21 protein-coding genes, 1 rRNA gene and 1 pseudogene are annotated in these 26208 nt (G+C 60.0%); 11 read left to right on the plus strand and 12 right to left on the minus strand.

All coding sequences use genetic code 11. The annotated features are described in order from the left end of the window. The 4 genes from rrf to ACZRKZ_RS00020 all read left to right on the plus strand — a co-directional run. A 5S ribosomal RNA gene (rrf, locus tag ACZRKZ_RS00005) occupies positions 1-97 on the plus strand; the annotation flags it as partial. A gap of 183 nt (positions 98-280) precedes the next feature. Further along, on the plus strand, positions 281-940 hold the full coding sequence (locus tag ACZRKZ_RS00010; protein ID WP_463967937.1) for a paraquat-inducible protein A: 660 nt from the start codon (positions 281-283) through the stop codon (positions 938-940). Further along, on the plus strand, positions 927-1550 hold the full coding sequence (locus ACZRKZ_RS00015) for a paraquat-inducible protein A (RefSeq protein ID WP_133101902.1): 624 nt from the start codon (positions 927-929) through the stop codon (positions 1548-1550). The genes ACZRKZ_RS00010 and ACZRKZ_RS00015 overlap by 14 nt, the downstream gene beginning before the upstream one ends. After that, positions 1543-3846 carry a PqiB family protein gene (locus tag ACZRKZ_RS00020; RefSeq protein ID WP_463980368.1) on the plus strand — a complete coding sequence of 768 codons (2304 nt, stop codon included), beginning with the start codon at positions 1543-1545 and terminating at the stop codon, positions 3844-3846. Before ACZRKZ_RS00015 ends, ACZRKZ_RS00020 begins: the two co-directional genes overlap by 8 nt. Before the next feature lie 66 nt (positions 3847-3912). Here ACZRKZ_RS00020 and mksF read toward each other — a convergent pair whose 3' ends face one another. Genes mksF through mksB form a run of 3 tightly spaced genes read right to left on the minus strand, consistent with a single transcriptional unit; the run spans position 3913 to position 8739 of the window. Then, on the minus strand, positions 3913-6753 hold the full coding sequence (gene mksF, locus ACZRKZ_RS00025; RefSeq protein ID WP_463980369.1) for an Mks condensin complex protein MksF: 2841 nt from the start codon (positions 6751-6753) through the stop codon (positions 3913-3915). After that, positions 6750-7457 carry an Mks condensin complex protein MksE gene (gene mksE, locus ACZRKZ_RS00030; RefSeq protein ID WP_133101905.1) on the minus strand — a complete coding sequence of 236 codons (708 nt, stop codon included), beginning with the start codon at positions 7455-7457 and terminating at the stop codon, positions 6750-6752. Before mksE ends, mksF begins: the two co-directional genes overlap by 4 nt. Continuing rightward, positions 7447-8739, minus strand: coding sequence for an Mks condensin complex protein MksB (mksB, locus tag ACZRKZ_RS00035; RefSeq protein ID WP_463968413.1), 1293 nt, complete (start codon positions 8737-8739; stop codon positions 7447-7449). The genes mksE and mksB overlap by 11 nt, the downstream gene beginning before the upstream one ends. A gap of 214 nt (positions 8740-8953) precedes the next feature. Here mksB and ACZRKZ_RS00040 point away from each other — a divergent pair, with 214 nt between their 5' ends. Together ACZRKZ_RS00040 and rimI are read left to right on the plus strand one after the other, a co-directional pair. Next, positions 8954-9700 (plus strand): energy transducer TonB, encoded by a 747-nt coding sequence (locus tag ACZRKZ_RS00040; protein ID WP_463980859.1) that lies wholly within the window; start codon positions 8954-8956, stop codon positions 9698-9700. After that, on the plus strand, positions 9693-10145 hold the full coding sequence (rimI, locus tag ACZRKZ_RS00045) for a ribosomal protein S18-alanine N-acetyltransferase (protein WP_149411788.1): 453 nt from the start codon (positions 9693-9695) through the stop codon (positions 10143-10145). The genes ACZRKZ_RS00040 and rimI overlap by 8 nt, the downstream gene beginning before the upstream one ends. A gap of 57 nt (positions 10146-10202) precedes the next feature. Here the strand turns inward: rimI and ACZRKZ_RS00050 are convergent, their stop codons facing one another. After that, positions 10203-10607, minus strand: coding sequence for a serine kinase/phosphatase (locus tag ACZRKZ_RS00050; protein WP_463980370.1), 405 nt, complete (start codon positions 10605-10607; stop codon positions 10203-10205). Between the two features lie 151 nt (positions 10608-10758). Between ACZRKZ_RS00050 and can the strand changes: the two genes are divergently transcribed. After that, positions 10759-11403 carry a carbonate dehydratase gene (gene can, locus ACZRKZ_RS00055; protein ID WP_133101908.1) on the plus strand — a complete coding sequence of 215 codons (645 nt, stop codon included), beginning with the start codon at positions 10759-10761 and terminating at the stop codon, positions 11401-11403. Here can and ACZRKZ_RS00060 read toward each other — a convergent pair. From ACZRKZ_RS00060 to ACZRKZ_RS00080, 5 genes and pseudogenes are all read right to left on the minus strand, one after another. Next, positions 11400-11735: pseudogene (locus ACZRKZ_RS00060) on the minus strand (SET domain-containing protein-lysine N-methyltransferase); the annotation flags it as partial. The gene can and the pseudogene ACZRKZ_RS00060 sit on opposite strands and share 4 nt — an antisense overlap. A gap of 48 nt (positions 11736-11783) precedes the next feature. Continuing rightward, entirely contained in the window at positions 11784-12953 is a 1170-nt protein-coding gene (locus tag ACZRKZ_RS00065) for a hypothetical protein (RefSeq protein ID WP_463980371.1), read from the minus strand. Between the two features lie 230 nt (positions 12954-13183). Then, positions 13184-14602, minus strand: a complete 1419-nt coding sequence (locus ACZRKZ_RS00070; protein ID WP_463967942.1) for a short-chain fatty acid transporter — start codon at positions 14600-14602, stop codon at positions 13184-13186. A 106-nt stretch (positions 14603-14708) separates the two neighbouring features. Beyond that, positions 14709-15173 carry a hypothetical protein gene (locus ACZRKZ_RS00075; protein ID WP_463967943.1) on the minus strand — a complete coding sequence of 155 codons (465 nt, stop codon included), beginning with the start codon at positions 15171-15173 and terminating at the stop codon, positions 14709-14711. A gap of 11 nt (positions 15174-15184) precedes the next feature. Next, entirely contained in the window at positions 15185-15889 is a 705-nt protein-coding gene (locus ACZRKZ_RS00080) for a hypothetical protein (RefSeq protein ID WP_463980372.1), read from the minus strand. A gap of 174 nt (positions 15890-16063) precedes the next feature. On the opposite strand from ACZRKZ_RS00080, the gene ACZRKZ_RS00085 reads away from it, so the two are divergent. After that, positions 16064-17353 (plus strand): MFS transporter, encoded by a 1290-nt coding sequence (locus tag ACZRKZ_RS00085; RefSeq protein ID WP_463967945.1) that lies wholly within the window; start codon positions 16064-16066, stop codon positions 17351-17353. A gap of 74 nt (positions 17354-17427) precedes the next feature. Here ACZRKZ_RS00085 and ACZRKZ_RS00090 read toward each other — a convergent pair whose 3' ends face one another. Next, a complete protein-coding gene (locus ACZRKZ_RS00090; RefSeq protein WP_463980373.1) occupies positions 17428-18102 on the minus strand; it encodes a heavy metal response regulator transcription factor in 675 nt (224 codons plus the stop codon). Between the two features lie 251 nt (positions 18103-18353). Between ACZRKZ_RS00090 and ACZRKZ_RS00095 the strand changes: the two genes are divergently transcribed. The 3 genes from ACZRKZ_RS00095 (at position 18354) to ACZRKZ_RS00105 (ending at position 23959) form a co-directional block, all read left to right on the plus strand. Further along, entirely contained in the window at positions 18354-19598 is a 1245-nt protein-coding gene (locus ACZRKZ_RS00095; protein WP_463980374.1) for a TolC family protein, read from the plus strand. Between the two features lie 77 nt (positions 19599-19675). Beyond that, the gene (locus ACZRKZ_RS00100; RefSeq protein ID WP_463980860.1) at positions 19676-20770 is read left to right on the plus strand and encodes an efflux RND transporter periplasmic adaptor subunit; all 1095 of its coding nucleotides are present in this window, start codon (positions 19676-19678) and stop codon (positions 20768-20770) included. A gap of 18 nt (positions 20771-20788) precedes the next feature. Then, on the plus strand, positions 20789-23959 hold the full coding sequence (locus tag ACZRKZ_RS00105) for a CusA/CzcA family heavy metal efflux RND transporter (protein WP_463980375.1): 3171 nt from the start codon (positions 20789-20791) through the stop codon (positions 23957-23959). A gap of 23 nt (positions 23960-23982) precedes the next feature. Here the strand turns inward: ACZRKZ_RS00105 and ACZRKZ_RS00110 are convergent, their stop codons facing one another. Next, positions 23983-25362: a heavy metal sensor histidine kinase gene (locus ACZRKZ_RS00110; protein ID WP_463980376.1), complete on the minus strand. Its 1380-nt coding sequence runs from the start codon at positions 25360-25362 to the stop codon at positions 23983-23985. Then, positions 25359-26033 (minus strand): heavy metal response regulator transcription factor, encoded by a 675-nt coding sequence (locus ACZRKZ_RS00115; RefSeq protein WP_463967951.1) that lies wholly within the window; start codon positions 26031-26033, stop codon positions 25359-25361. Before ACZRKZ_RS00115 ends, ACZRKZ_RS00110 begins: the two co-directional genes overlap by 4 nt. Positions 26034-26208 lie beyond the last annotated feature (175 nt).

Raw genomic sequence — 26208 nt, forward strand, 5'->3', positions numbered from 1 at the left:
TGGAACCACCTGATCCCATCCCGAACTCAGTAGTGAAACGATGCATCGCCGATGGTAGTGTGGGGTTTCCCCATGTGAGAGTAGGTCATCGTCAAGATTAAATTCCGAAACCCCATTTGCGAAAGCAGATGGGGTTTTGTTTTGGGCGCTCGAAAAGTATGAGCGAGCGCGCCGGGAGCAAGCTCGATCCTAGAGTTGAAGCCCCGACAAATTTGCACAGTTATTTCTGAAGCAGAACACTAGAATAGGCACCTAACCTTTTTTAGAGTTCGAGCCCTATATGCCGGATCCGGTTGATACCCTCAAGGTGTCAGACTTACCGCTGGACGACCTGGTGGCATGCCATGAGTGTGACTTGCTGATGCGCAAGCCAGAGCTTACCCGTGGTGAGAAAGCCTTATGCCCGCGTTGTGGTTATGAGCTGTACGCCCATCGGCACAATGTCGTCGAGCGTAGCCTCGCCTTGGTGATCGCGGCTCTGCTGTTGTACGTCCCGGCGAACTTTTTACCCATCATGCAGCTCAATCTACTCGGGCAGTCCTCGCAGGACACGGTGTGGAGCGGCGTTGTCGCCCTGTTCAACACCGGGATGCAAGGCGTCGCCGTGGTGGTTTTCCTCTGCAGCATGGGCATTCCATTGCTCAAACTCATCTGCCAATTGGCGGTATTGCTGAGCATTCGTTGGAACGTCGGCCGCAGCTACGGCTTGCTGTTCTATCGCATTTATCACCATTTGCGGGACTGGGGAATGCTTGAGGTCTACCTGATGGGTGTGCTGGTGGCAATCGTAAAGCTGGCCGATATGGCTTCCATCGCCGTAGGCTTGGGTTTGGCCTGTTTTGTCGGTCTGTTAATGGTCCAGGTGCTGCTGGAGGTGGTGATGTCACCTCACCAGATCTGGCAGGCGTTGTCAGGAGAGGATGCTCATGCGGGCGATTGATGCGGGCATTCTGATTTGTACCGAGTGTCACGAGCTGAACAAGCAAGCCCCGGACACTGACGAGCAAACCTGCAGCCGTTGCGGTGCATTGGTCCATGCTCGTCGTCCGAACAGCCTGATGCGTACTTGGGCCTTATTGATCACTGCGGCCATTTTGTACATCCCCGCCAACCTGCTGCCGATCATGACCGTCAGCTCCCTGGGGCAGGGCGATCCGAGCACCATCATGTCCGGGGTGATCCAACTGGTGCAGCACGGGATGTTCCCTATCGCTGCCGTAGTCTTTATCGCCAGTATCCTGGTGCCAACGTTCAAACTGGTGGGTATCGCTTTACTGCTGTTCTCGGTGCAACGCCATCAGCCGCTTTCTGCGCGACAACGCATTATCATGTACCGCTTTATCGAATTCATTGGCCGTTGGTCCATGCTGGATATCTTCGTGATCGCCATCCTGGTGGCGGTCGTAAACTTTGGGCGACTTGCCAGTGTCGAGGCTAATCTCGGCGCTGTGGCTTTCGCCAGTGTGGTGATTTTGACGATGCTTGCCGCAGTAACTTTCGATCCCCGACTGATTTGGGATAACACGGAGTCGGACGACGACCATGACTGATTTGCCTAAGGCTAAAACCCGCCCAGCTTCGAACTGGTCGGCCATTTGGGTGCTGCCCCTGATTGCACTGGTGATCGGCGGCTGGCTGGGATGGCGTGCTTATAACCAGACGGGCATCGAGATCCAGGTTCGCTTTGAAAGCGGCGAAGGCATCCAGGTCAACAAGACCGAAGTGGTCTACAAAGGCATGCCTGTGGGCAAGGTCAAAACCCTGGCCCTGGATGATGAAGGCAGTAACCGCGGGGTGATTGCTACCATCGAGATGAACAAGGATGTGGAGCAATACCTCAAGACCAACACCCGCTTCTGGCTGGTCAAACCCAGCGTCAGCCTGGCCGGAATTACCGGCCTGGAGACACTGGTCTCGGGTAATTACATTGCTGCCAGCCCCGGCGATGGCGAGTCCTCGCGCAAGTTCAAGGCGCTTTCCGAAGAGCCTCCACTCTCTGATGCCAAGCCCGGCCTGCACCTGACCATCAAGGCCGAACGCCTCGGTTCGCTTAACCGGGGCAGCCCGGTGTTCTATAAACAGATCCAGGTGGGCCAGGTCAAAAGTTACCTGCTCTCCGAAGACCAGAGTACCGTTGAGGTTAAGGTCTACATCGAGCCGACCTACGCCAATCTGGTGCGCAAACATACGCGTTTCTGGAACGCCAGTGGCATCAGCATTGATGCCAACCTGTCCGGAGTCAAAGTGCGCAGCGAGTCCCTGGCCAGCATCGTCGCCGGCGGTATCGCCTTCGCCACGCCAGAGAATCGCAAGGACAGCCCACCCACCGATCCAAGCCTGCCGTTCCGGCTGTACGAAGACTTTGACGCGGCCGCCGCCGGTATCCGGGTCAAGGTCAAACTCAGCGACTTCGAAGGCCTGCAGGCCGGCCGTACACCGGTGATGTACAAAGGCATCCAGGTCGGCAGCTTGAAGACCTTGAAGGTCGACCCAGACCTGTCCAGCGCCAGCGCCGAACTGACCCTCGATCCATTGGCCGAAGACTATCTGGTCCAGGGCACTCAGTTCTGGGTGGTCAAGCCCTCCATTTCCCTGGCTGGCATTACTGGTCTGGAAGCCCTTGTAAAGGGTAACTACATCGCCATCCGCCCCGGCGATAAAGGCACTGCCCCCCAGCGTGAGTTCGAGGCCCGGCCCAAGCCTCCCCCGTTGGACCTGCGTTCCCCAGGCTTGCACATGGTGCTGTTCACCGACAGCCTCGGCTCCCTGGAGGTCGGCAGTCCGATTCTCTACAAGCAGGTCAAGGTCGGTTCGGTACAGAGCTATCAATTCTCCCGCAAGCGCAAGCAACTGGTGATCGGTATCCATATCGAGAAGGAATACGAAGGCCTGGTCAACGGTTCTACCCGATTCTGGAATGCCAGCGGCGTCACGCTCACCGGCGGGCTGACCGGCGGCATCCAAGTCAAGAGTGAATCCCTGCAGAGTCTAATGGCCGGCGGTATCGCCTTCGAGACGCCAGAGCAGAACGTACCACTGAAAAAACGCATCCCACGTTTCCGCCTGTTCCCGGATCACGACGCTGCCAATCAAAAGGGCACGCTGGTGACCATCAAGGTTGACCGTGCCGATGGTTTGCGCAGTGGCACGCCGGTTCGCTTCAAGGGTCTGGACGTGGGCAAGATTGAAAGCGTCGACCTGAGCGCCGATATGCAGTCCGTGATGCTCAGCGCACGTATCACCGAAGTGCCGGAACGTATTGCTCGCGTTGGCAGCCAGTTCTGGGTGGTCAAGCCTGAACTGGGCTTGATGAAGACGTCCAATCTGGAAACCCTGGTGACGGGCCAGTACATTGAGGTGCAACCTGCGGCGAAAAGCGCTGGCCCACAAAAGAGCTTTGTCGCCCTGGCCCAACCGCCTGAGGCTACCCAACAGGAAGCCGGCTTGAGCCTGGTGCTCAGTGCTGCCCGCCGTGGATCGTTGAAAGTCGGTGTGCCGGTGACCTACCGTGAAGTCACCGTGGGCAAGGTCACCGGTTACGAGCTGGGCCAGACCGCTGACCGCGTGCTGATCCATATCTTGATCGAACCCAAGTACGCCCCACTGGTACGCACAGGCAGTCGGTTCTGGAACAGCAGCGGCTTCGGTGTCGACTTCGGCCTGTTCAAGGGCGCGACGGTACGCACCGAGTCCCTGGAGACCCTGATCCAGGGCGGCATCGCCTTTGCCACGCCAGACGGTGAACGCATGGGCAATGCAGCACGTCCCGAGCAGACCTTCCCGTTGTTCGACAAGTTCGAAGACGAGTGGCTAATCTGGGCACCGAAGATTCCTCTGGGTAAATAAACCCAAGCCCATAAAAAAGGCCGCGATCCATTGGATCGTGGCCTTTTTTGCTTTTAGTGCAGCCGATCAGACCTCATCCAACTCCGGCTCGTCCGCCTGCACCCTCACTGTCGCCTTCACTGCGTCGTGACGGCGAATGTACTTCCAGTCCGCCTCATCAATGTAAATCCCGTTCGGCCCGCTGCCGCCTTCCAGGTCAATCGCCACCTGGGCGGAAACCTGTGGCTTCACACTGGCCAGAATCGGCACGAAGCCCAGCTGCAAGCTGGTTTCCAGCAGCGCCGCCTGGTTCTTCTCGTCGATGTCTGCTGCCTCATCGAGGTAATACGGCAAGCGCACGCGCCCGGCCTGGTCGCGATCCATCAAGTGCAGCAACAAGTACATGTTGGTTAGCGCCTTGATGGTCATGGTGGTGCCGTTGGAGGCGGCGCCATCGATGTCGGTGTGAATCACCGGCTGACCGTTGACCTTGGTGATCTCAAACGCCAGCTCAAACAGATCCTTGAGGCCCAACTGGTTATGGTTGGCGGCTACCAGACGTGCCAGGTACTCCTTGGCCTCTTCGTTCTTGTTGTCCTGCTCGGCGCTCTGGCTCAAGTCGAACACCGACAGGGTTTCGCCTTCTTCATACTGACCGGCACTGTGGATGATCTGGTCGATATGCTTGAGGGCTTCCTTGTTCGGCGCCAGCACGATGCGGAAGCTTTGCAGGTTGGAGACCTGGCGCTTGTTGATCTCGCGGTTGAACAGCGCCAACTGGTGCTCAAGGCTGTCGTAGTCGCTGCGGATGTTGCGCAGGGTCCGCGCGATATCGGTGACCGCAGCACGTCGCGCCTTGCCCAGGGTCAGGGCTTCGTCGGTACGGTGTGCGTAAGCGTTGATCAGCAGATGCAGACGACGCTCAACGTCATCCTCACTGTCGAATTTGGCCACGCCCTTGAGGCGCACCTGGGCGTACAGCGCTTCGATCTGGCCATCGCCGCGCAGCAAACCCTGCCAGCTGTCCTGATAGTCATTGAGCAGCGCCAGCAAGTTATCCATTGAATCGTCGACCGGGTCCATAAACGGCGTGCCAAACGGCAAGTCCGCTGGCAACAGCTGGCGACGACGCAAGGCGTCATCCAGCGTGCGCTGCTTGGCTTCCATGTCACCGATCTGGCGACCCACCAGTTGCAGCTTGGCCGACAGTTGCTGGACGCGTTCGGTAAAGGCATCGCTGGAGCGTTTCAGTTCGTCTTGCGCTGCTTCCATCTGCGCCAGGTTTTCCAGCTTCTCGCCTTCCTCGGCGCTCAGGGTTTGCGCGCGGCGGAAGTCTTCCAAGGCTTTCTGCGCATCCAGCACCTGTTGGTACAGTGCCTCGGTCTGGGTCTTGCTCGCCGCGCGGTCGGAGGTCACGGCTTGCTGGGTTTTCAGTTGCTTGAGTTCTTTTTCCAGGCGCTCTTTCTGGTCGCGCAGTGCCGCGCGGTCAGCCAGGGCTTGCAACGCCGGCGGCTCGATGTGTGAGATGTCGATGGACAGCCCCGGCACTTCAAAGCGCTCGCCCTTGAAGCCATTGAGGATCAGCTCCAGGGATTTGACCCACTGACCGTCGTCGTCCAGGGCAATGCCATGCTCACCCAATGGCAAGCTGAACAACGAGCAGTTGAACAGGCGCATCAGGCGCTCGACATCCTGCTGGGAGAATTCTTCCCGCAGTTTGGCGTAGCTGTTGTTGTCGGCGTGATCGAGTTGTTGCTTGACCGACTTCAGGCGTTTTTCCAGGTCCCGCAGACGCTCATCCAGGTCCTCGGCGCTGAACTGGCGCGACTGCGCAAGGGCCCCTGCCAGCTCATCGTGAGCATCCTTGGCCGCGAGCAGTTGCTGTTCCAATACCTTGACGTCATCCACCAGGGCAAAGCGATGCTTGAGCACCGATAACTCACCCAGCCAACGCTGAAGGCCGCTGATTTCCCGCTCCAGGCGCATCAGTTCCTGGGTGCCACCACGCTGGTCGTTCTGCAGCGAATCTTGTTCGTTGCGGTAGTGCTCGGCCTGGATCGTCAGTTCTTCCTTGCGAGCACCGGCGTAGTCCGACCAAGTGCCCAGCAACGAATCCAGCAGTGGCGACAGGCGGTGCAGCTTGCCGCGCAAGATGTCACGGTGCTTCACGCCATTGGCCAGAGCTTCCACCAGAGGACCAGCCGCCACCAGGGCGTTGTAGTCCTGCTCCATGCGTCTCACATCACGGAATGCCTCTTCGCACGCCGCGATGTAATCGACACTGCCGGAACGCAGGCTGTGTTCGAAGGCATCGAGGAACAGCTGCTTAAGCTTGGCCGCAGTGATTTCGCGCATATGCAGCAGATTAATAAACAACGCCCGGAAGGTCTTCAGGCTCTGCTCGCTGGTAGAGCGCAACGGGATCAGCGTCAGGTCCAGCGGAATAGACGTGTGGCCACCTACCAGCAAACGACGCAGCTCATCGGGCTTGAGTTCATAGGCTTTCAAGCCTTCACGCTCAAGGTTGGTGAATAGCTCTTTCTGGCGCAGGCAAGTATCGTTTTTCTGGTAGTGGGCCAGGTCCAGCTTGCCGGCGTAGGCAAAGAACTGGTGACCGAAACCACCCCCCGGGCCGCGACCGACCACGCCGATCACATGTGGGCCGTGTGGTAGCGACACTTCCACCAGGATGTAGCTGGTGTCGGTAGCAAAGTAGAAACGCCGGGATTGCTCCAGGGTGTACTTGCCGAAACTCATGTCCGACATGCGCGCCAGGATCGGGAACTGCAAGGCGTTGATCGAAGCCGATTTACCCAGGTTGTTCGCGCCGTACACCGACAGCGGCTCTTCCAGCGGGAACAAGCCCAGGCTGTAACCGGCGGTATTCAAGAGGGCGAAGCGGCGAATGCCGTAGCGTTCCTTGCTCATGCATCGGTCTCCTGTTCTTCGGCAATGGCGCGGGCCATGGCGTCTTCTTCGCTGTCGTCGGCGAAGTCACTAAGGTCCAGCGGATCATTGGTCTTCAGCAACTTTTCGTCGCTGTCCTCGTCGATCAACACCGGAGCGGGTAACGGCAACACGCTATGCAAGCTGGCCGCCAAATCGCGGTCCTGCTGCACGGACAGGCACACATCGAGGAATCGATGCATCGGCGGCAGGAAGCGGTAGATACCGTTCTCCTCACTGGCGAAACCGAGCTGCGTCATGCGGCGCATGATTTTTTCTTCCAGCTCTTCCTGGGTCTGCACTTCGGCCTGGATAAACAGGTCGCGGTACTTTTCCAGCAACGACGGCAGCTCATCACGGCCCAGGCTGCCACCGTCGAGCACCGCAATCGGGTCGCGACCCTGGTCGGCCAGGTGCTCGACGATGATGAAGGTGAACAGTGCCAGGCGCTGGGCGGTCTTGTTGACCTGCGCGGCGGCGACGGCGGTGTCCGGGACGAAGTAATAGAAACCACGGGTATCGCATACCAGCTCAAAGCCCAGGGCCTTGAACAGCGTGCGGTACTGGTCCTGGAAGTTCGACAGTTGCGCGTACAGCTCCGGGTCGCGGCGGCTGACGTGGTACCCCTTGAACAGCTCGCGAAAGATCGGCGCCAGCTGGGACAGTTCGGATAGATCAAGTTGCATGCTGAGTACTTGCATAAGGGGTGCTCGCAGAATTCTCGGTCGCATCAGGCGTGGCCGGGAGCAGGGCGAATGAGCGCAGGCTGACCTGGTGCTCGTGAGTGTGGTAATCCTGGCGTTCCAGACGTTCGCGCTTGAAGCGTTTCTCCCGCGACAGGCGTGAGAACCAGTACAGCAACTCGTCGGTCGCGCCGTCCGGTTCCTGCTCCAGCAGCCAGGTCATCAGGTCCGGCATAGGCAGGGCATCTTCGCAGCGCTCCAGCATTTCCTTGACCGTGCGCGGTGCGCGAGGGGCTTCTCCCTTGTGGGATTTGTGTGCCTTGGGGAAGCGCGCGGGTTTGGGTTCGAAGTTCGCCAGAGCGTAGACATAAGCCTCGACCTGGCTAGCACTGCCGAGAAAGGTGCTTTGCGGCCGGGTAAACATTGGCATCGCCGCTTGCGGCACCGCGTCCAGGCCCTTGCGGCGAATCGCCGACAAGGCCAGCGCGGCGCCACGGGTTACTGCGTTGTGCCGGCGGGCTTCTTCGCGCAGCGGCAGCAGTAATTCGCGGGCATGACGCAAGGTCAGTTGGGCGCTGGTTTGCATCTCGAGGATGCGCGCGTGGGTGCGCAGCAGCATGTCATCGTCCACCAGGTGGCCGAGGCGCTGCTGCTCAGTGAGCATGCGCAGCAGCACGTTTTCCACCTTGCGCACGCCTTGTTCGAAGGCACCGTCGGCGTTCACCAGTTGGATCATCGGTTCTACGTATTCGTCCCAGGTCGCCAGCACTTCGGCATAACGCTGGCGCAACGGGATCTGCCGGTCGCTGGTTTTGGCCCGATCGGCCACGGCGGCGAGGGCCTGTTCGTCGTTGGCGAGCTTTTTCAGCACGTCGCGCACGCGCATGTCCAGCAACCGCAGCTGCCGGGCCAGGTCGTGGCCGTCACGGATATCGAAGGCGTCCTGGATATAACCGGCCAGGCGCTCAAGGTGGCGCAGGTAGGCTTCGATTTCCAGGCACAGGCCTAGCCGGTGCTCCTTGCGAAGATAGGCGAGGAAGTCGTGGATCTGCGCGTTGAGTTCGAAACGGTTCGGGCTCTTGGCGACAGGCACCAGGATATCCAGGCGAATCCACACGTCCAGCAGGCTGGTGATGTCCTGGGGCGTGCTGTCCAGTTGTTGGGCGGCCAGTTGTGCGCGCAGTTCGGCGAGGCTCAGGGTGCCTTGGTCGAAGTGTTCGCACAGAGGCTCAAGCAGGGCCCAGTGTTCGGCGAGGGCGCGCAAGACGCGCTTGGGTTCGATCATCGGAATGGCCAGCTGGTTGGCGATTAAAAGCAGCGATTGTACTGCATCCAAGGTGGGATTTATCCACAGCCGGTCAGGGTGCTCCTGGATGGGCTTTAAACGCATCAACGGTGGGCGATCTTCGTCGAAGGGCGGTAGAATCACCGTTCTTTAGTTATCCACAAGTGGCCGACCTTTGCTTATCGAGTCCCGACGTCGCGCTTACTTGACCGCCATGCAGGTGGTCAACTGGCTGCCACGCACCGAATTGCCCTTTGCCGCGCCTTCGCGGCCCGAGCTGTTGCAAGCGCTGGAACCTTACGAGCCTTTCGAGTCGTCTGGCGAGGAGGCGGCTGCGCCTGTAGCGGTGGTCAAACCTGCGGTTGAAGCGGTTGTTCGGCCGACAGAGCGGGTCAAGGTCGAAGTACCGCGTCGGTCGCCCGTTGCCAAACCGGTGATTGCAGAGCAGGCAGCCCCCGTGGTCAAGGCCCCGGTGGTGCTACCGCCGCGTTTTTCCCTGCAGTTGCTAAGAGCTGGACGCTGCCTGGTGCTGGTGGAATTGCCCACCGGCGAGCGCTTCCAGACGCGCGATCCGGCGTATCTGCTGCTCAAGGACATGCTACGCGCCGCCGGCCTGCCGGACAGCCCGCAGATCGTCGGCGACCCGGTGCGCTGGCCGCTGCTGGTACGAGGCACTATGGACCAAGGCCCGGAAGCGGCCCGGGACTTTGTCCAAGGCTTTGTCTCGGCCCGCCTGGAAGACGAACCCTGCGTCTGCCTGTGGCTGATCGGCCTGCCAGCCGTGCGTTTTGCCGGCGAGGCCAATGCCGAGTCCTGGTACCGCGAACTGCAGGTCGAAGGCCTCGGTTCAGTCTGGGCCCTGCCGGGCCTGGAATTATTAATGGAAGAGCCACAGCGTAAGGCTGATGTCTGGCAAGCCATGCGCCGGCTGATGGCGCGCTGGAAAAGTACCGATGAGTGAGGCTTTATCTTTCCGCCCGATGACCGAGGCGGACCTCGATGCTGTGCTGAAGATCGAATACGCAGCCTTCAGCCACCCCTGGACTCGCGGGATTTTTCTCGACGGACTGGGCAAGTACCAGATCTGGCTAATGTTTGAGGGTGAGCAACAGGTAGGGCATGGCGTGGTGCAGCTCATCCTCGATGAAGCGCACCTGCTGAACATCACCGTCAAGCCGGAAAACCAGGGCCGTGGCCTGGGCTTGAGCCTGTTGGAGCATTTGATGTCACGCGCCTACGAGGCCAAGGCGCGCGAGTGCTTCCTGGAAGTACGTGACAGCAATACCGGGGCGTTTCGCCTGTATGAGCGCTATGGCTTTAATGAAATCGGCCGGCGTCGGGATTACTATCCGGCTGTAGGCGGACGCGAGGATGCAGTCGTCATGGCCTGCACCTTGGTGGACTGAGTATAAAACTCATGTGGAAGCGAGCTTGCTCGCTCCCATAGTTAGAACCGCGTTGCTTCAGCGATTGCCATCCACCGGGTCCCGCTCCGCCATCTCCGCCTCATCCAGACCATTTCCGCCACCAATATCATCCTCATCAACGATGCTCAGGTCCCAATCCGCCGGCTCACCTTCCCCGGCTTCATGGGCATCGCGCGCACCATCTTCACGGATCAGCGTTTCTGGGCTCATATCGTCATCGGTCGCCTCATGATCGGCGGTCGAAGCTCCGGTCATCCCGGCTTCTCGCACCCGCTGCTCGGGCATCAAGTGTTCGCGTTCACCCTGCGGGATCTCATTGCCAATTTCCGCCGTCGGCTCCTCCTCATCAAAGTCCAGCTCCCGCATCGAGCCCATGCGGTCTTCGTTGTCATCAATCGGCTCCGGTTGAGTGGCGCCGAAAGGACGTCGTGATTCAGTCATGGCTATTCCTCATAATGTGGGGCTTATAGTGTGTGGACAGGCGCGGCCCTTTAAGATTCAAGGTATTTTCCGTTCGACTATCTGCGTCCTGGGCGTGACCCCGATGGGTGGTCGTCTGTCAAAGCTGCGCATGATTCCTGAGGCTGACCTGATGAACGAACTACAAGACCTGATTGATAACAATGAACGCTGGGCGGATGCGATCAAACAGGAAGATCCGGAATTCTTCGCCAAGCTCGCCCGTCAGCAAACCCCGGAATATCTGTGGATTGGCTGTTCGGACGCCCGAGTACCTGCCAACGAGATCGTCGGCATGTTGCCTGGCGACCTGTTTGTACACCGTAACGTGGCCAATGTGGTGCTGCACACCGACCTTAACTGCCTCTCGGTGATTCAGTACGCCGTTGACGTCCTCAAGGTCAAGCACATCCTGGTCACCGGCCACTATGGCTGCGGTGGTGTGCGCGCCTCGATGCAGGATCGCCAGCTCGGTCTGATTGACGGCTGGCTGCGCTCAATCCGCGACCTTTACTACGAAAACCGCGAAGTACTGGGCCAATTGCCTACGGAAGAAGAGCGGGTCGACCGCCTCTGTGAGCTGAACGTGATCCAGCAAGTGGCCAACGTCGGCCACACCAGCATTGTGCAAAACGCCTGGCACCGTGGGCAGAGCCTGTCGATCCACGGCTGCATCTACGGGATCAAGGACGGTCGCTGGAAAAGCCTGAACGCCACCATCAGCGGCTTTGAGCAGTTGCCGCCGCAGTACCGTTTGCGTCCGGTAGGCGCCGTTTAAGGGCTTTTACGTTTGCGCCACTGTTCCATGAACAGCTGGCCTTCAGCGTTCAGCGGCTCCTTTATACCGGTGATCCAGCTCCGGCAGTTGCCGGCGCTGCAACGGCAAGGGAACTGCTGAAACAACACGTCCTCAGTGCTGGCGTAATCCATGGTCAGGAGGGTTCCGGCGGGGATGGCCTGGACCGACCACAGCTCCAGCTCGCTGATGTCGAGAAAAGTGTTCGGGTTGCAGGAGTGCAATAGCAGGCCGCTGAAGCAGGGGTCATACAGGTGGATGCGAGCAGACACCTTTAGCGTATGCAGGCGTCGCTCGCCCAGGGTGTGCCCGGAGATATTGCCCATTTTTTGCGTAAGAAAATGCCTGCTGATTACCTGTCATTAAAGCGCCGGGATGCTCGCTGACGGGGCAGGCGCTGCGCTCTTCAATTGCTTGAGTTGAGCCTTGATCGCTGGCGTGGCGCACTTGGCCTTCGCTTGCTCGGGGGGAAACTCGCGAATCGAGGTATAGAACAATTCGCAGGTCTGCTCCTTGCGGGTCACTTGCCAGGTGTTCATACAACCTTTGAGTTGCACATTAGGATCGCTGGCGGGCTTTTGGCCCATTGCTGCCTGCCAGCAGGCAGCGCTCAAGTCCTGGCCCATGATTTTCAAGCCGGCATCGTCGGCTTTTTGTTCGTCGCCGTCGTAGGTGTCGGGGTTGGCGGCGTACCAGATGTAACTGGGGTGGTTGGCGCCCAATACCGCGACGTTGGCGCCTTCGGCTGGGCTGATCTGCGCGAGGCCCAGTACCGCCACACTCTGTCCGTACTGCTGCTTGATCCAACTGCGCACTGGCGCGCCGAACGCTACCATCGGCAACGAGCCGCTGGCGTTCTGGCTGAGTTCCTTGACCATCCGCGTCTGGTACTCGGTGAAGTAACCGTAGACCCCCTCCAAATCCTTGCCTGCCGTGGCGGGGGCGGCAATCGGTGCGATATCGATGATGGTCTGGTACTCCGGCGTCTGGGTCGCCGGGAGGCCGTTGGCGGTCAGCAGCGTGGCCCAACGGTCAGTAGTGGCTGATTCAAGGTAGTCCTGGAAGTGGGTCAGGGAATAGTCCGGCGGGAAGTGCAGCAGTTCGATACTTTTGCGGTTTTCCAGCGCCATGCCCAACGGCAGGAACAGGTACCAGTTGAACTGCCACTTGCCGTCGCTGTTGAGTTTGCTGGCGCCCTGATAGGCCAGGTCTGCCGTGTTGAGCAGTGTGGTCAACGGCTGGCCGTAGCCGTCCGGCACGCCGCTGAAGTGGGCCAACATTTGACTCTGATCGTTTTTTACGCTGACTTTCGCTCGACTGTAACCATCGCGCTGAAGGCTCTGGTTAAGGTAATGCTCAACGGTCTGCTCCAGCGTCAGCGGCCGAAAACAGATAACGCTGCAATTATTGGGATAGGCGAACAGTTGGGTGACCCGTTGCGGGGTGCCCAGCGGCACGATGACGTCAGCCTGTACGACCGCACTCAAGGTTAGTGCGGCCAGGGTGAAGGACAACCTGGTCAGTTTAAACATGCGTGTTTCCTTGTCAGCGAAAGCCCGTCTGCGCGGGGTGAGTGCCCACCCTCACACAGTAGCGGTTGACCAGGAAAAGCGCGTGGGAAATCTATTTTCTTGTCGCTATTGGGCAAGAGCGGCTACACCGTAAAGTGCAACGCATTGCTCAGGTCGCCCATGGGTTTCTGGCCTCGAGTGATCATGAGCCTGACCGCACCTGTCGCAATAACAGGCGCGGTTCAACTAAATTAAGGCATCACCGGCGGCAAATACGTCAACGTCGTCCCCAGCGCCCACAACAGAAACAGCACCAGCGGCGTATGCACCAGCAACTGCACAAACGAGAAACCAATCAAATCCCGCGCCTTCAACCCCAGCACACCCAGCAGCGGCAGCATGTAGAACGGGTTGATCAGGTTGGGCAGCGCCTCGGCAGCGTTATAGATCTGTACCGCCCAGCCCAGGTGATATTGCAGGTCGTTGGCCACTTGCATCACATAAGGGGCTTCGATGATCCACTTGCCGCCACCCGACGGAATAAAGAACCCCAGTACCGCCGAGTACACGCCCATCAGCAGGGCGTAAGTGTCGTGGGAAGCGATGGAGGTGAAAAACGTCGAGATATGGTGGGCCAACGTCTGCCCGTCGCCGCCCTTGACCACTGTCATCAGCGCCGCGATGGAACCATACAACGGGAACTGGATCAGCACCCCGGTGGTGGTTGGCACTGCGCGAGCCACCGCGTCGAGGAAACTGCGCGGGCGCCAGTGCAACAATGCCCCCACCATCAGGAACAAAAAATTGTAGGTGTTTAGCCCCGAAATAGCGCTGATCGCCGGCTTGGTGGAGAACTCATGGAACAGCCACCCGGCCGCCAGCAAGGCCAGCAGGATGGTCAGCAATGGGCTGTGCTCCAGCCATTCGCCGGGGCGGGTCGGTGGTTGCGGCTTGGGCAGGTTAAATGCCGGGTCGACCCCGCAGGCCTTGGCGTCACGGGCGGAATTGGGTCCAGGCGCAGTGACGTAAGCGATGACCAGCGACACCACAATCAACGCCAGCAACAGCACGCCCGATTGCCAGAGAAAGATGGTCTCGGTGAAGGGGATCATCCCGGTGATCGACAGAATCGACGGCGGCAGGCTGGCCGGGTTGGCCTGCAACTGCGCTGCCGACGACGAAAGCCCCAGGGCCCATACTGCGCCGAGGCCCAGGTACGCGGCGGCACCGGCGGCGCGGTAGTCCATGCGCAAGTCAGTACGGCGGGCCAGAGCGCGCACCAGCAAACCGCCGAAGACCAGGGACAAGCCCCAGTTGAGCAGCGAGGCGACCATGGAAATCAACGCTACCCAAGCCACGGCGGAGCGGCCGTTTTTGGGAATGCGCGCCAGGCGATCAATCAACTTTACGGCCGGCGGCGAACTGGCGACCACATAACCGCCAATCACCACAAAGGCCATTTGCATGGTGAACGGGATCAGGCTCCAGAAACCATCACCGAAGGCTTTGGCAGCCTCGGTCGGTGCTGCGCCCATGCTCAAGGTCGCTACGGCGACAATGATCACGGCAAGGGCGGCAAACACCCAGGAATCGGGAAACCAGCGTTCGGCAAAGTTTGAACAGCGCAAGGCGAAACGGGCATATCGGCTATCTTCGATATCAGCGGCCATTAAGCAACTCCAGGTTTTTTATGATTATGGTGGGGCACAGGGCCTGGGCAGGCCCTTGGTTCAGACGTCCACATTAAATCAAACGGTGGAGAGTTGGCTGCCTGTTTCAACCGACTTCGGGCTTGGGGTCCCCTCGCAGTATGAAGTGCCGGGAGAACCCCATTCGGCGACTGACGCCCGCCGGCTCGGACACCAGAGGCAGGCGAAATTGCGAGCGCTCCAGCAGTTCCAGATGCCAGGTGGTGTCACCGATAAAGCGAAAGCTCAAGGTATTGCCTTCACTCAGGCTCAGGTCGCGAAAATTCCCGGTGCTGTAGGCGCCACCCAGGGTTGCAGAGTCGAGCAACCTGCCGTGGTCGTCGAGCAGATGAATATTGAGCCCTTCTTCGAACGGCACGTCGTCCGTCACAAACAGCAGGTAAAAGCTGCGCCAACGCACCGCAGCCTCCAGTACCGCACCGTTGACGGTGGTGCTACACGCAGCTCCCTGCAACAGCACTGCGCAGGTTGGGACAACATTTTCATCGGCATCGGGCTGATGCCGGACGCTGATCTCAGAAGCCAAGCGCATCGCCAATCCCCTTACCAGAACAAGTCCATACCAAAGGCCGCCAATGCTCCGCCGGCAAATGCGCCGATGGTCACACACACCGGCGCGCCAGGGCCGCAGGCCAAACCGGCCAAGGCGCCCGAAGCCATGGCCCCGGCGATTCCCGCTCCGGTGACTGCAACCTCTCGGCCGATAGCATTGGGCTTGTCTTCGGCGCTCATCACGTTATAGACCGAAATGGCGATCGACAGCACAATCAGGCCGCGCCCGAAGCGCGAAAGATTGCGCATATTGGCGGTCACCCGAGGGTTGGATTTGCCCGCGGACTTGACGATTTCGGCATACACCGCATTCTGCTGCGGCGCCGACAGACGGTTGAACTGAGCATTCGGCCCGTGCAACTGCGTAGTCTTGCGCGCCACCAATTCATTGAGGGTTTTGCCCTCACGCTTCAACTGCTCGGCCATGGCCCGACCTACCGGCGTGCTGCGCCCGCGAATCACTTCCATGATGGTGTTGCGGGTTTCCTGGGCCTGGGACGCGGCCTGGGCCCAGGTCAAACGACCGCTGGCGGCTTGTTGACGCAGGTCATCGGCCATCAGCTTGATTTGCTGGGCATAGGCCTGGCGCGCACTGGCATCAATATTCAAGTGGATGCCGACGTTAGCGACTTCGACCTCCAGGGTCTTGATCGCACTTTCAAAGACAGCTTGTTGACTCTGTTGTGGGTTGGTCATCGGGCGAGGCCTGCATTCATCCATGAGGGGAACCGATTATGCCGCTGGAGCCTGTAGGGCGAAAGCGCGATGGTCGTGAAGTATTAACTGGCGCATAACCGAGTTGCCCGCTCCGTGGTTTGCGTAGACCATGCCCTCACATTTCGGCACATCTTCAATATTCAGAGTTTTGTCATGACTGCCATCTCTTATCCACAGGCGCAGCGTTTCTCCCGCTCCGACTACAAAACCCTGGGCCTGGCTGCCCTGGGTGGCGCTTTGGAAATCTACGATTTTATCATTTTCGTGTTTTTCGCCCTGACCCTGAGCCAACTGTTCTTTCCCCCGGAAATGCCCGAATGGCTGCGCCTGCTGCAAAGCTTCGGCATCTTCGTCACCGGCTACCTGGCGCGGCCCCTGGGAGGAATCCTGATGGCGCACTTCGCCGATCACCTGGGACGCAAGCGAGTGTTCAGCCTGAGCATCCTGATGATGGCGCTGCCGTGCCTGCTGATCGGCATCATGCCCACCTACGCGCAAATCGGCTATTTCGCGCCGTTGATACTGCTGGTGCTGCGGGTGCTTCAAGGTGCCGCGGTGGGCGGTGAAGTACCGAGCGCCTGGGTGTTCGTCGCCGAGCACGCACCGGCCAATCACCGTGGTTATGCCCTGGGGTTCCTGCAGGCCGGTCTGACCTTCGGCTACCTGCTCGGCGCACTGACGGCAACATTGCTGGCGCAAGTATTCACCCCGGCCGAGATACTTGACTACGCTTGGCGTTTTCCGTTTCTGTTGGGCGGTGTGTTTGGCGTGATCGGCGTCTGGCTACGGCGCTGGCTTAGCGAAACCCCCGTGTTCCTGGCGATGCAGGCCCGTCGCAAGACGGATACGGAAATGCCCCTGCGCACCGTTTTGCGTGAACACCGCCACGCGCTGCTGCCGGCGATGATCCTCACCTGCGTGCTGACCTCGGCGGTGGTCGTGCTGGTGGTCATCACCCCGACCATGATGCAGAAAACCTTCGGCATGACCCCAAGCCACACCTTCGCCCTGAGCAGTCTGGGCATCGTCTTCCTGAACATTGGCTGCGTCCTTGCCGGCCTGTTGGTGGACCGCATCGGCGCCTGGCGCGCAGTGCTGGTCTACAGCCTGCTGCTGCCGATGGGGATTGCCGTGCTCTACGCCAGTTTGATCGCGGGTGGCGTCTGGCTCGGCGCGGCTTACGCTATCGCCGGCTTGAGTTGCGGCGTGGTAGGCGCGGTGCCGTCGGTGATGGTCAGCCTGTTTCCGGCGCCGATTCGCGTCTCGGGGATCTCCTTCACCTACAACATTGCCTACGCCCTGTGGGGCAGTACTACACCGCTGATGTTGATCGCGTTGATGCCCACTCGTCCGTGGATATGCGTAGGGTATTGCGTGGTGATGGGGGCAGTGGGGGCGGTGAGTGCGGCGCACTTCGGCAAGCGCCACATCTTGGCGGGATGATCGTTACGTCAGAAAGTGCCACACCCAGGTCACTGAACCAGAGCGTCCGTATGCTGTTTTGGTGCAATCAGCGGCTAGTCACGCGCCTCCAATACATAGCCCACACCGCGTAGGGTGTGGATCAGCTTGTGATCGAACGGGTCATCGATCTTTGCCCGCAGGCGGCGGATCGACACTTCCACCACGTTGGTATCACAATCAAAATTCATGTCCCAGACGAACGAGATGATCTGCGTGCGCGACAGCACCACGCCGGTCTGACGCATCAGCAAGTGCAGCAAGGCGAATTCCTTGGTGGTCAGGTCGATGCGCCGGGTGCCGCGAAACGCTCGGTGGCGCCCCTGGTCCAGCTCCAGGTCAGCCACCCGCAGCACGTCTGGTATGGGTGTTTGGGCACTGCGTCGCATCAGGGTGCGCACCCTGGCCAGTAGTTCGGGAAACTCGAAGGGCTTGATCAGGTAGTCGTCGGCGCCCAGTTCCAGGCCTTTGACCTTGTCGGCCAGGCGGCCCTGGGCGGTGAGCATCATGATCCGCGTGTTGCTGGTCTGGCGGATGCATTGCAACACCTCCCAACCATCCATATGCGGCAGGTTTACATCCAGGATCACCAGGTCATAGGCATGTTGCCGAGCCAGGTGCAAACCGTCGGCACCGGTGGCCGCACAATCGACGATATAGCCACTTTCACTGAGGCCCTGATGTAAATAATTAGACGTTTTGGGTTCGTCTTCGATAACCAGAATGCGCATGGGCAGAGTTCCTCGGAGCAATAGAGAGGATTAAGTGAGAGGGGCGGATGAGTGCGAAGTTGTAGGGAGGTTGCGTTGGATAAGTAAGTTTATGTTACGAACTTGAATGGCTGTGAGCTTAAAGCAAATGCCCGAGGCAGAGCGGTTGATAACGGATTTGTAATGTCCTGGCCACCCCTCTGATAAGGAGTGAAAGTTACATTGCCCCTGCTTGGATTGATTAGCTATTTCATGGGTGTGGAACTTTCGTTATGCCAACTCGCATTAGAAAAACACTGTGGACAGTGGGCGCCTTGTTCGCTGTTTTGTTATTGGGGACGGCGACGCTTCAAGAAGCCAAGGCCCAAACTTTGACTCTTGACTCGGCCCTGCAAACCGCCTTCGACAACAATCCGGACCTAGCCGCTGCTCAATGGGAAATCGACATTGCCCAGGGTGGTCGGCAACAGGCCGGGTTGATCCCAAACCCGGTGGCATCCTGGGATGCCGAGGACACTCGCCGTAACTCGCGCACCACCACCGTCAAACTGACCCAAACCCTGGAGTTGGGCGGCAAGCGCGGCGCGCGAATCGATGTTGCTTCCCGTGGTCAGGACGCGGCGGCTCTGGAATTGGAGCAGAGACGCAATGGGTTGCGGGCCGAGGTCATCGAAGGATTCTATGGCGCACTCCGCGCCCAGGAGCGTCTGGATCTGGTGCAGCGCTCGCTGACCCTTGCCGAGCGCGGCCTGGTGGTCGCCAATGGCCGGGTCACGGCGGGTAAGTCGTCACCGGTGGAAGCCACCCGCGCCCAGGTGCAACTCTCGGAAATTCGCCTGGAGCGCAGCCGCGCCGAAATGGGCCTCACCGATGCCTATCGCCGCCTGGCCGCCACTACCGGCACGGCCAGCACGGACTTCCAGTCCGTTGCCTCGCCAGCCCTGGCCGCACCGACAATCCCACCCCCCACGCAATTGCTGGCGCGTCTGGAGCAAACCGCTGAATTGCGCCTGGCCGAACTGCAGATCCTGCTGCGTGAATCGGCTCTGGGCCTGGAAAAAGCCCAGCGCATTCCCGACCTTGACGTCTCGATCGGCAGCCAATACGACGCCGGCGCTCGCGAGCGGGTCAATGTGGTCGGCGTCTCGATGCCGATCCCGCTGTTCAATCGCAACCAGGGCAACGTGCTCGCCGCCAGCCGACGCGCCGATCAAGCCCGCGACTTGCGCAATGCCGCCGAGTTGCGGTTGCGCACTGAAACCCGTCAGGCCCTGGACCTGTGGGCGACCGCCAACAGTGAAGTCCAGTCGTTCAACCAAGTGATCCTGCCAGCCGCCCAGAGCGCGGTGGACAGCGCCACCCGTGGCTTTGAAATGGGCAAGTTCAACTTCCTTGACGTGCTCGACGCCCAGCGCACCTTGATTGCCGCCCGCACCCAATACCTCGCTTCTGTCGCCCAAGCCACCGAAGCCTGGGTGCGGATCGAGCGGATTTACGGCGACATTGCCCAGATTTGATATTTCAGGAGCCTCCCATGAACAAGAAACAAGGCATTGCTTTGGCCGTTGCGGTGGCCGTCGCGCTAGGACTGAAGATGGTGTGGCCTGCCGCCAGCGTTGCGGTCAAGGAACCGACTGCAGCCGTTGAAGCAACCGAGGAAGAGGGCAAGCTGGAACTCAATGACCAGCAAATCCAGGCCGCCGGCATTCAACTCGCCCAGGCTCAGCCCCGGCAGATCAGCATCCTGTTGTCGTTGCCGGGAGAAGTGCGTTTCGATGAAGACCGCACCTCCCACATCGTCCCTCGTGCTGCGGGCGTGGTGGAGTCAGTCAAGGTCAACCTTGGCCAGTCGGTAAAGAAGGGCGAGTTGCTGGCAGTGATCGCCAGCCAGCAGATTTCCGATCAGCGCAGCGAGCTGGCGGCCAGCGAACGCCGGGTCGAACTGGCCCGCACCACCTTCCAGCGTGAGCGCCAGTTGTGGCAAGACAAGATCTCCGCCGAACAGGATTACCTGCTGGCGCGTCAAGTTTTGCAAGAGGCCGAAATAGCCCTGAACAACGCCCGGCAAAAGATGAATGCCTTGAGCGGCAGCACCGTTTTGGCTGGCGGTAATCGCTATGAATTGCGTGCGCCTTTCGACGGCGTGGTAGTGGAAAAACACCTTGGTGTCGGCGAGGTGGTGAGCGAGACCAGCAATGCCTTCACCCTGTCGGACTTGTCCCAGGTCTGGGTCACCTTCGGCGTATTCCCCAAAGACCTGAATAAGGTCCGGGTCGGCAAGCCGGTGAAGGTCAGCTCCACGGAACTGGACACTGAAGTGATGGGCACGGTGGCTTATGTCGGCAATTTGCTGGGGGAACAGACCCGCACCGCAACGGTTCGGGTGACCGTGCCAAACCCTGATGACACCTGGCGTCCAGGGCTGTTTGTCGCCGTGCAAGTGGCAACCGACACCTACCAGGCCAACGTCACTGTCCCGCAGGAAGCCATCCAGACCGTCGAGGACAAACCCTCGGTGTTCGTACGCACCAGCGATGGTTTCATGACCCACCATATCGAACTGGGGGTCAGCGAAAACGGCTTTGTCGAAGTCCGCCAGGGCCTCGACGCCGGGGCGCAGGTGGCCACCGTCGGCAGCTTCATCCTCAAGTCCGAGCTGGGTAAGGGCTCGGCCGAGCACGCCCATTGATCCTGCGAGTGATTTCTCATGTTTGAGCGTCTTATCCAATTTGCCATCGAGCAGCGCATCATGGTGATGCTGGCGGTGCTGTTGATGGCCGGTATCGGCATTGCCAGCTATCAGAAGCTACCCATCGACGCTGTACCGGATATCACCAACGTCCAGGTGCAGATCAACTCGGCGGCGGCCGGATTTTCACCGCTGGAAACCGAACAGCGCATTACCTTTCCCATCGAAACCGCCATGGCCGGTTTGCCGGGGTTGCAGCAGACACGCTCGCTGTCCCGCTCCGGCTTGTCCCAGGTGACAGTGATCTTCAAGGACGGCACCGACCTGTTCTTCGCAAGGCAACTGGTCAACGAACGCTTGCAGGTGGCCCGCGAACAATTACCGGATGGCATCGAAACGGCGATGGGGCCGATTTCCACCGGCCTTGGGGAAATTTTCCTGTGGACCGTAGAGGCACAAGACGGCGCGCGCAAAGAGGACGGCTCAGCCTACACGCCGACGGATCTGCGGGTGATTCAGGATTGGATCATCAAGCCGCAATTGCGCAACGTGCCGGGCGTGGCCGAGATCAACACCATCGGCGGCTTCGCCAAGGAATACCAGATAGCGCCAGACCCCAAGCGCCTGGCGGCCTACAACTTGACCTTGAGCGACCTGGTCACAGCCCTTGAACGCAACAACGCCAACGTCGGGGCCGGTTACATCGAGCGCAGTGGCGAGCAGTTGCTGATTCGCGCGCCGGGGCAAGTGGCGTCCATCGACGACATCGCCAACATCGTCATCAATACCGTCGACGGCACGCCGATTCGCGTGCGCAACGTCGCCCAGGTCGAAATTGGCCGTGAGTTGCGGACCGGCGCCGCGACGGAAAACGGCCGTGAAGTAGTGCTCGGCACCGTGTTCATGTTGATCGGTGAAAACAGCCGCACCGTTTCCCAGGCCGTGGCGAAAAAACTTGAAGAGATCAACCGCTCGCTGCCCGACGGCGTGGTCGCAGTCACTGTCTACGACCGCACCAACCTGGTGGAAAAAGCCATCGCCACCGTGAAGAAAAACCTCTTCGAAGGTGCGCTGCTGGTGATCGTGGTTCTGTTCCTGTTCCTGGGCAATATCCGCGCCGCGCTGATCACCGCGATGGTGATTCCCCTGGCCATGTTGTTCACCTTCACCGGGATGTTCACCAACAAGGTCAGCGCCAACCTGATGAGCCTCGGCGCATTGGATTTCGGGATTATTGTCGACGGCGCGGTGGTGATCGTCGAGAACGCTATCCGCCGCTTGGCCCACGCTCAGCAGCGACACGGGCGATTGTTGACCCGCAGCGAGCGCCTGCATGAAGTGTTCGCGGCGGCCAAGGAAGCACGGCGTGCGCTGATCTTCGGGCAACTGATCATCATGGTGGTGTACCTGCCGATCTTCGCCCTGACCGGGGTGGCTGGGAAGATGTTCCATCCCATGGCCTTTACGGTAGTGATCGCACTGTTGGGGGCGATGATTCTCTCGGTGACCTTCGTGCCAGCGGCCATTGCGCTGTTCGTCACCGGCAAGGTCAAGGAAGACGAAAACTGGGTGATGCGCACCGCGCGTCGGGGTTATGCGCCGGTGCTGGATTGGGTGATGGCGCACCGGCCCTTGGCTTTCGGCCTGGCGCTCTTGACCCTTGCGGTGACCGGCGTGGTGGGTAGCCGCATGGGCAGCGAATTTATCCCCAGCCTCAGCGAAGGCGACTTCGCTCAACAGGCCTTGCGCGTGCCGGGCACCAGCCTCACGCAATCGGTGCAAATGCAGCAGCAGCTTGAACGAACGCTGATGGCCCAGGTACCGGAGATCGAGCGAGTGTTTGCCCGCACTGGCACGGCGGAAATTGCTTCTGACCCGATGCCGCCGAATATTTCCGACAGCTACGTGATGCTCAAGCCGAAAAACCTGTGGCCCGATCCGAAGAAGTCCCGCGAAGACCTTATCGCTGATATCCAACGCGCCAGTGCGATTGTGCCGGGCAGCCAGTACGAATTGTCGCAACCGATCCAGCTGCGTTTCAACGAGCTGATTTCCGGGGTACGCAGTGATGTGGCGGTGAAGGTGTTTGGTGACGACATGGCGGTGCTGAACAAGACCGCCGGGGACATCGCCGAGACGTTGCAGAAACTCAACGGCGCCTCGGAAGTGAAGGTGGAACAAACCTCCGGCTTACCGGTGCTGACCATCAATATCGACCGCGACAAGGCGGCGCGATTTGGCCTGAATGTCGGCGATGTACAGGACACCATTGCCGTCGCTGTGGGTGGGCGCCAGGCCGGCACGCTGTACGAAGGCGACCGCCGTTTTGACATGGTTGTGCGCTTGTCCGACGCCTTGCGCACCGATATCGACGGGTTGTCGCGGCTGTTGATCCCGATTCCTGCGTTGGCCAGTAATGCGCAAGGTCAGTTGGGCTTTATCGCCTTGTCGCAAGTTGCCAGCCTGGACCTGGTGCTTGGCCCGAACCAGATCAGCCGCGAGAACGGCAAGCGGCTGGTGATCGTCAGCGCCAACGTGCGTGGGCGTGACATTGGCTCATTTGTCGAGGAGGCCGAAGCCGCCCTCGCCAGTCAGGTAAAAGTCCCGGCCGGTTACTGGACCACCTGGGGCGGCCAGTTCGAACAGCTCAAGGAAGCCTCCGAACGCTTGAAAATCGTGGTGCCGGTGGCGCTGCTGCTGGTGTTCGGGCTGTTGTTCATGATGTTCAACAACCTCAAGGATGGGTTGCTGGTATTCACCGGGATTCCCTTCGCGCTGACCGGTGGGATCATGGCGCTGTGGCTGCGGGATATTCCGCTGTCAATCTCGGCGGGGGTGGGTTTTATTGCGTTGTCGGGGGTGGCGGTGCTCAACGGGCTGGTGATGATCGCCTTCATCCGTAATCTGCGGGAGGAGGGGCGCTCATTGTCGGTGGCGATCAACGAAGGTGCCTTGACCCGATTGCGTCCGGTGTTGATGACGGCGCTGGTAGCCTCGCTGGGCTTTATCCCCATGGCGCTGGCCACCGGCACCGGCGCCGAAGTTCAGCGCCCGCTGGCGACGGTGGTGATCGGCGGGATCATCTCCTCGACCATCCTCACCTTGCTGGTATTGCCAGCGCTGTACCACTGGGCGCACCGGCGTGAAGAGTATGAAGACCTGAACATCCCCTTGATGCCTGGCAAATAACTTGTGGTGATCCGACAAGCCCGCTAGCCACAGGGAAACACCAGCCGAAACAGCGTGGCGCTGCCCGGCAGGCTGCTGACTTCGGCCTGCCCCTGATGCAGGTTCATGATCGAGCGAACGATGGCCAGACCCAGGCCGGTACCGCCTTCGGCCCGGGCGCGGCTGCTGTCGACGCGGTAAAAGCGTTCGAACAGGTGCGGCAAATGTTGCGCTGCAATCCCCGCGCCCGGGTTGCTCACCGACAGCGACACACCTTGGTCGTGGGACTCCACCTGCAGGGAAACGCTGGCGGTCAGCGGGCTGTGGCGGATGGCATTGGACAACAGGTTGGAAATGGCCCGCTGAATCATCAGGCGATCGCCATGAACCCAGGCGTTGCCGGACAGGCTCAGGGTCAACTGCTTGTCTTCGGCACTCAAGGCAAACAGTTCCATGACCCGACGCGCTTCATCCCCCAGGGACACTGCTTCAAACGAGGCGCGTGCCGCAGGATGGCTGACCTGGGCGAGAAACAGCATGTCGCAAACAATCCGCGCCAGCCGCTCCAGCTCCTCGGTGCTGGATTCCAGCACCGACTTGTACTCCTCGGGCGCACGCACACGGGACAACGTCACCTGGGCCTTGCCCATCAGGTTGGTGAGGGGCGCGCGCAGCTCATGGGCCAGGTCATCGGAGAATTGCGATAACTGCTGCACACCGGCGTCCAGGCGATGGAGCATGAAGTTGATGCCCTGGGCCAGTTCGCCCAGCTCCTTGGGCAGGTTGTCCACCGCCAGCCGATGGGTCAGGTCCTGGGTGGTGACCTTGGCGGCGACGCGGCTGAACTGCTGCAGCGGTGCCAATCCCCGTTGCACCAGCCACCAGGCGCCGATGCCGATCAGCATCAACAGCAGCGGCAGGGCGATCACCGTGGAACGCAGGTAGGCGCTGAGCAACGCCAGGTCATCCGAACGATCCAGGGACAAGAGCACCCGCACGCTCTCGCCCGTGTGCAAACGCATCAGGCTGGAGGCGCTGAGAATCTGATTGCCGCGGCTGTCGGTCCAGTTCAGGTAGCCCAGGGTTTGACTGGCGGCAAAGTCGGTCAGCAAGGGTTCCTGTGACTTGGCGCCGACGCTGAGAAGCACGGCGGCGTCGGGGCCGATGATGGTCAGGTAAAAATTATCGTGGCCCATCACCAGGTCCAGCAGCGAATGGGGGCGGTCGCTGATGTCGCGGGTGTTGAGGTCCTGGGCCAGGCTGTGCTGGATTTGCTCCATCTTGTTTTCCAGGCCTTTGCGCGCCAGTTTTTCCTGTTCATGGGTGAGCGCCAGGTACGCCAGGGTCGCCAGCAGCAACACCAGACCCGCGCCCATCAGACTGACGGTCAGCCCCAGGCGCATCGACAGGCTGCCGGTCCTCATTGGCGCGCCTCCAATACGTAGCCGACACCGCGAATGGTATGGATCAGCTTGACCTCGCTCTGGTCATCGACCTTGGCCCGCAGGCGACTGATGGACACTTCCACTACATTGGTGTCGCAATCGAAGTTCATGTCCCAGACCAGGGAAATGATCTGTGTGCGGGTCAGCACTTCACCGCTCTGGCGCATCAGTACCTGCAGCAGCGCGAACTCCTTGGTGGTCAGGTCGATCCGTCGCGTGCCCCGGTAGGCGCGATGGCGGCGCGGGTCGAGTTCAAGGTCCGATACCCGGAATACTTCCGGCAGTACAATCGGCTCGCTACGCCGCAACAGGGAGCGCACGCGGGCCAGCAATTCGGGAAACTCAAAGGGCTTGACCAAGTAATCATCGGCGCCCATGTCCAGGCCTTTGATCTTGTCGGTCAGCCGGCCGCGAGCGGTGAGCATCATGACCCGCAGGGTGTTGTCGCGGCGCAATTGCTCAAGCACTTCCCAGCCATCTTTTTCCGGCAGGTTGACGTCGAGAATGACTAGCTCATAGGCGTGTTGCCCTGCCAGATGAAGACCATCAACACCGGTGGACGCACAGTCGACGACATAACCACTTTCGGTCAGGCCCTGGTGCAGGTAGTCGGCGGTTTTTTGCTCGTCCTCAACCACAAGGATACGCATGAAAATTTACCTTTTACTGATGAACGAATAGGCGGCAGGGGCTACGGTTTCATAAAGGTCGTAGTCCAAAATCTAGGAAAAGTCTGAAGGCTGAAGTAGCTATAGGGTCAAGGTGCGTATCCTTCCTAACCCACTGTTTTTGCTGGAGTGCGACGATTTGTCGCGAGTTTTGCGC

The organism is Pseudomonas sp. c313 (assembly GCF_055407145.1).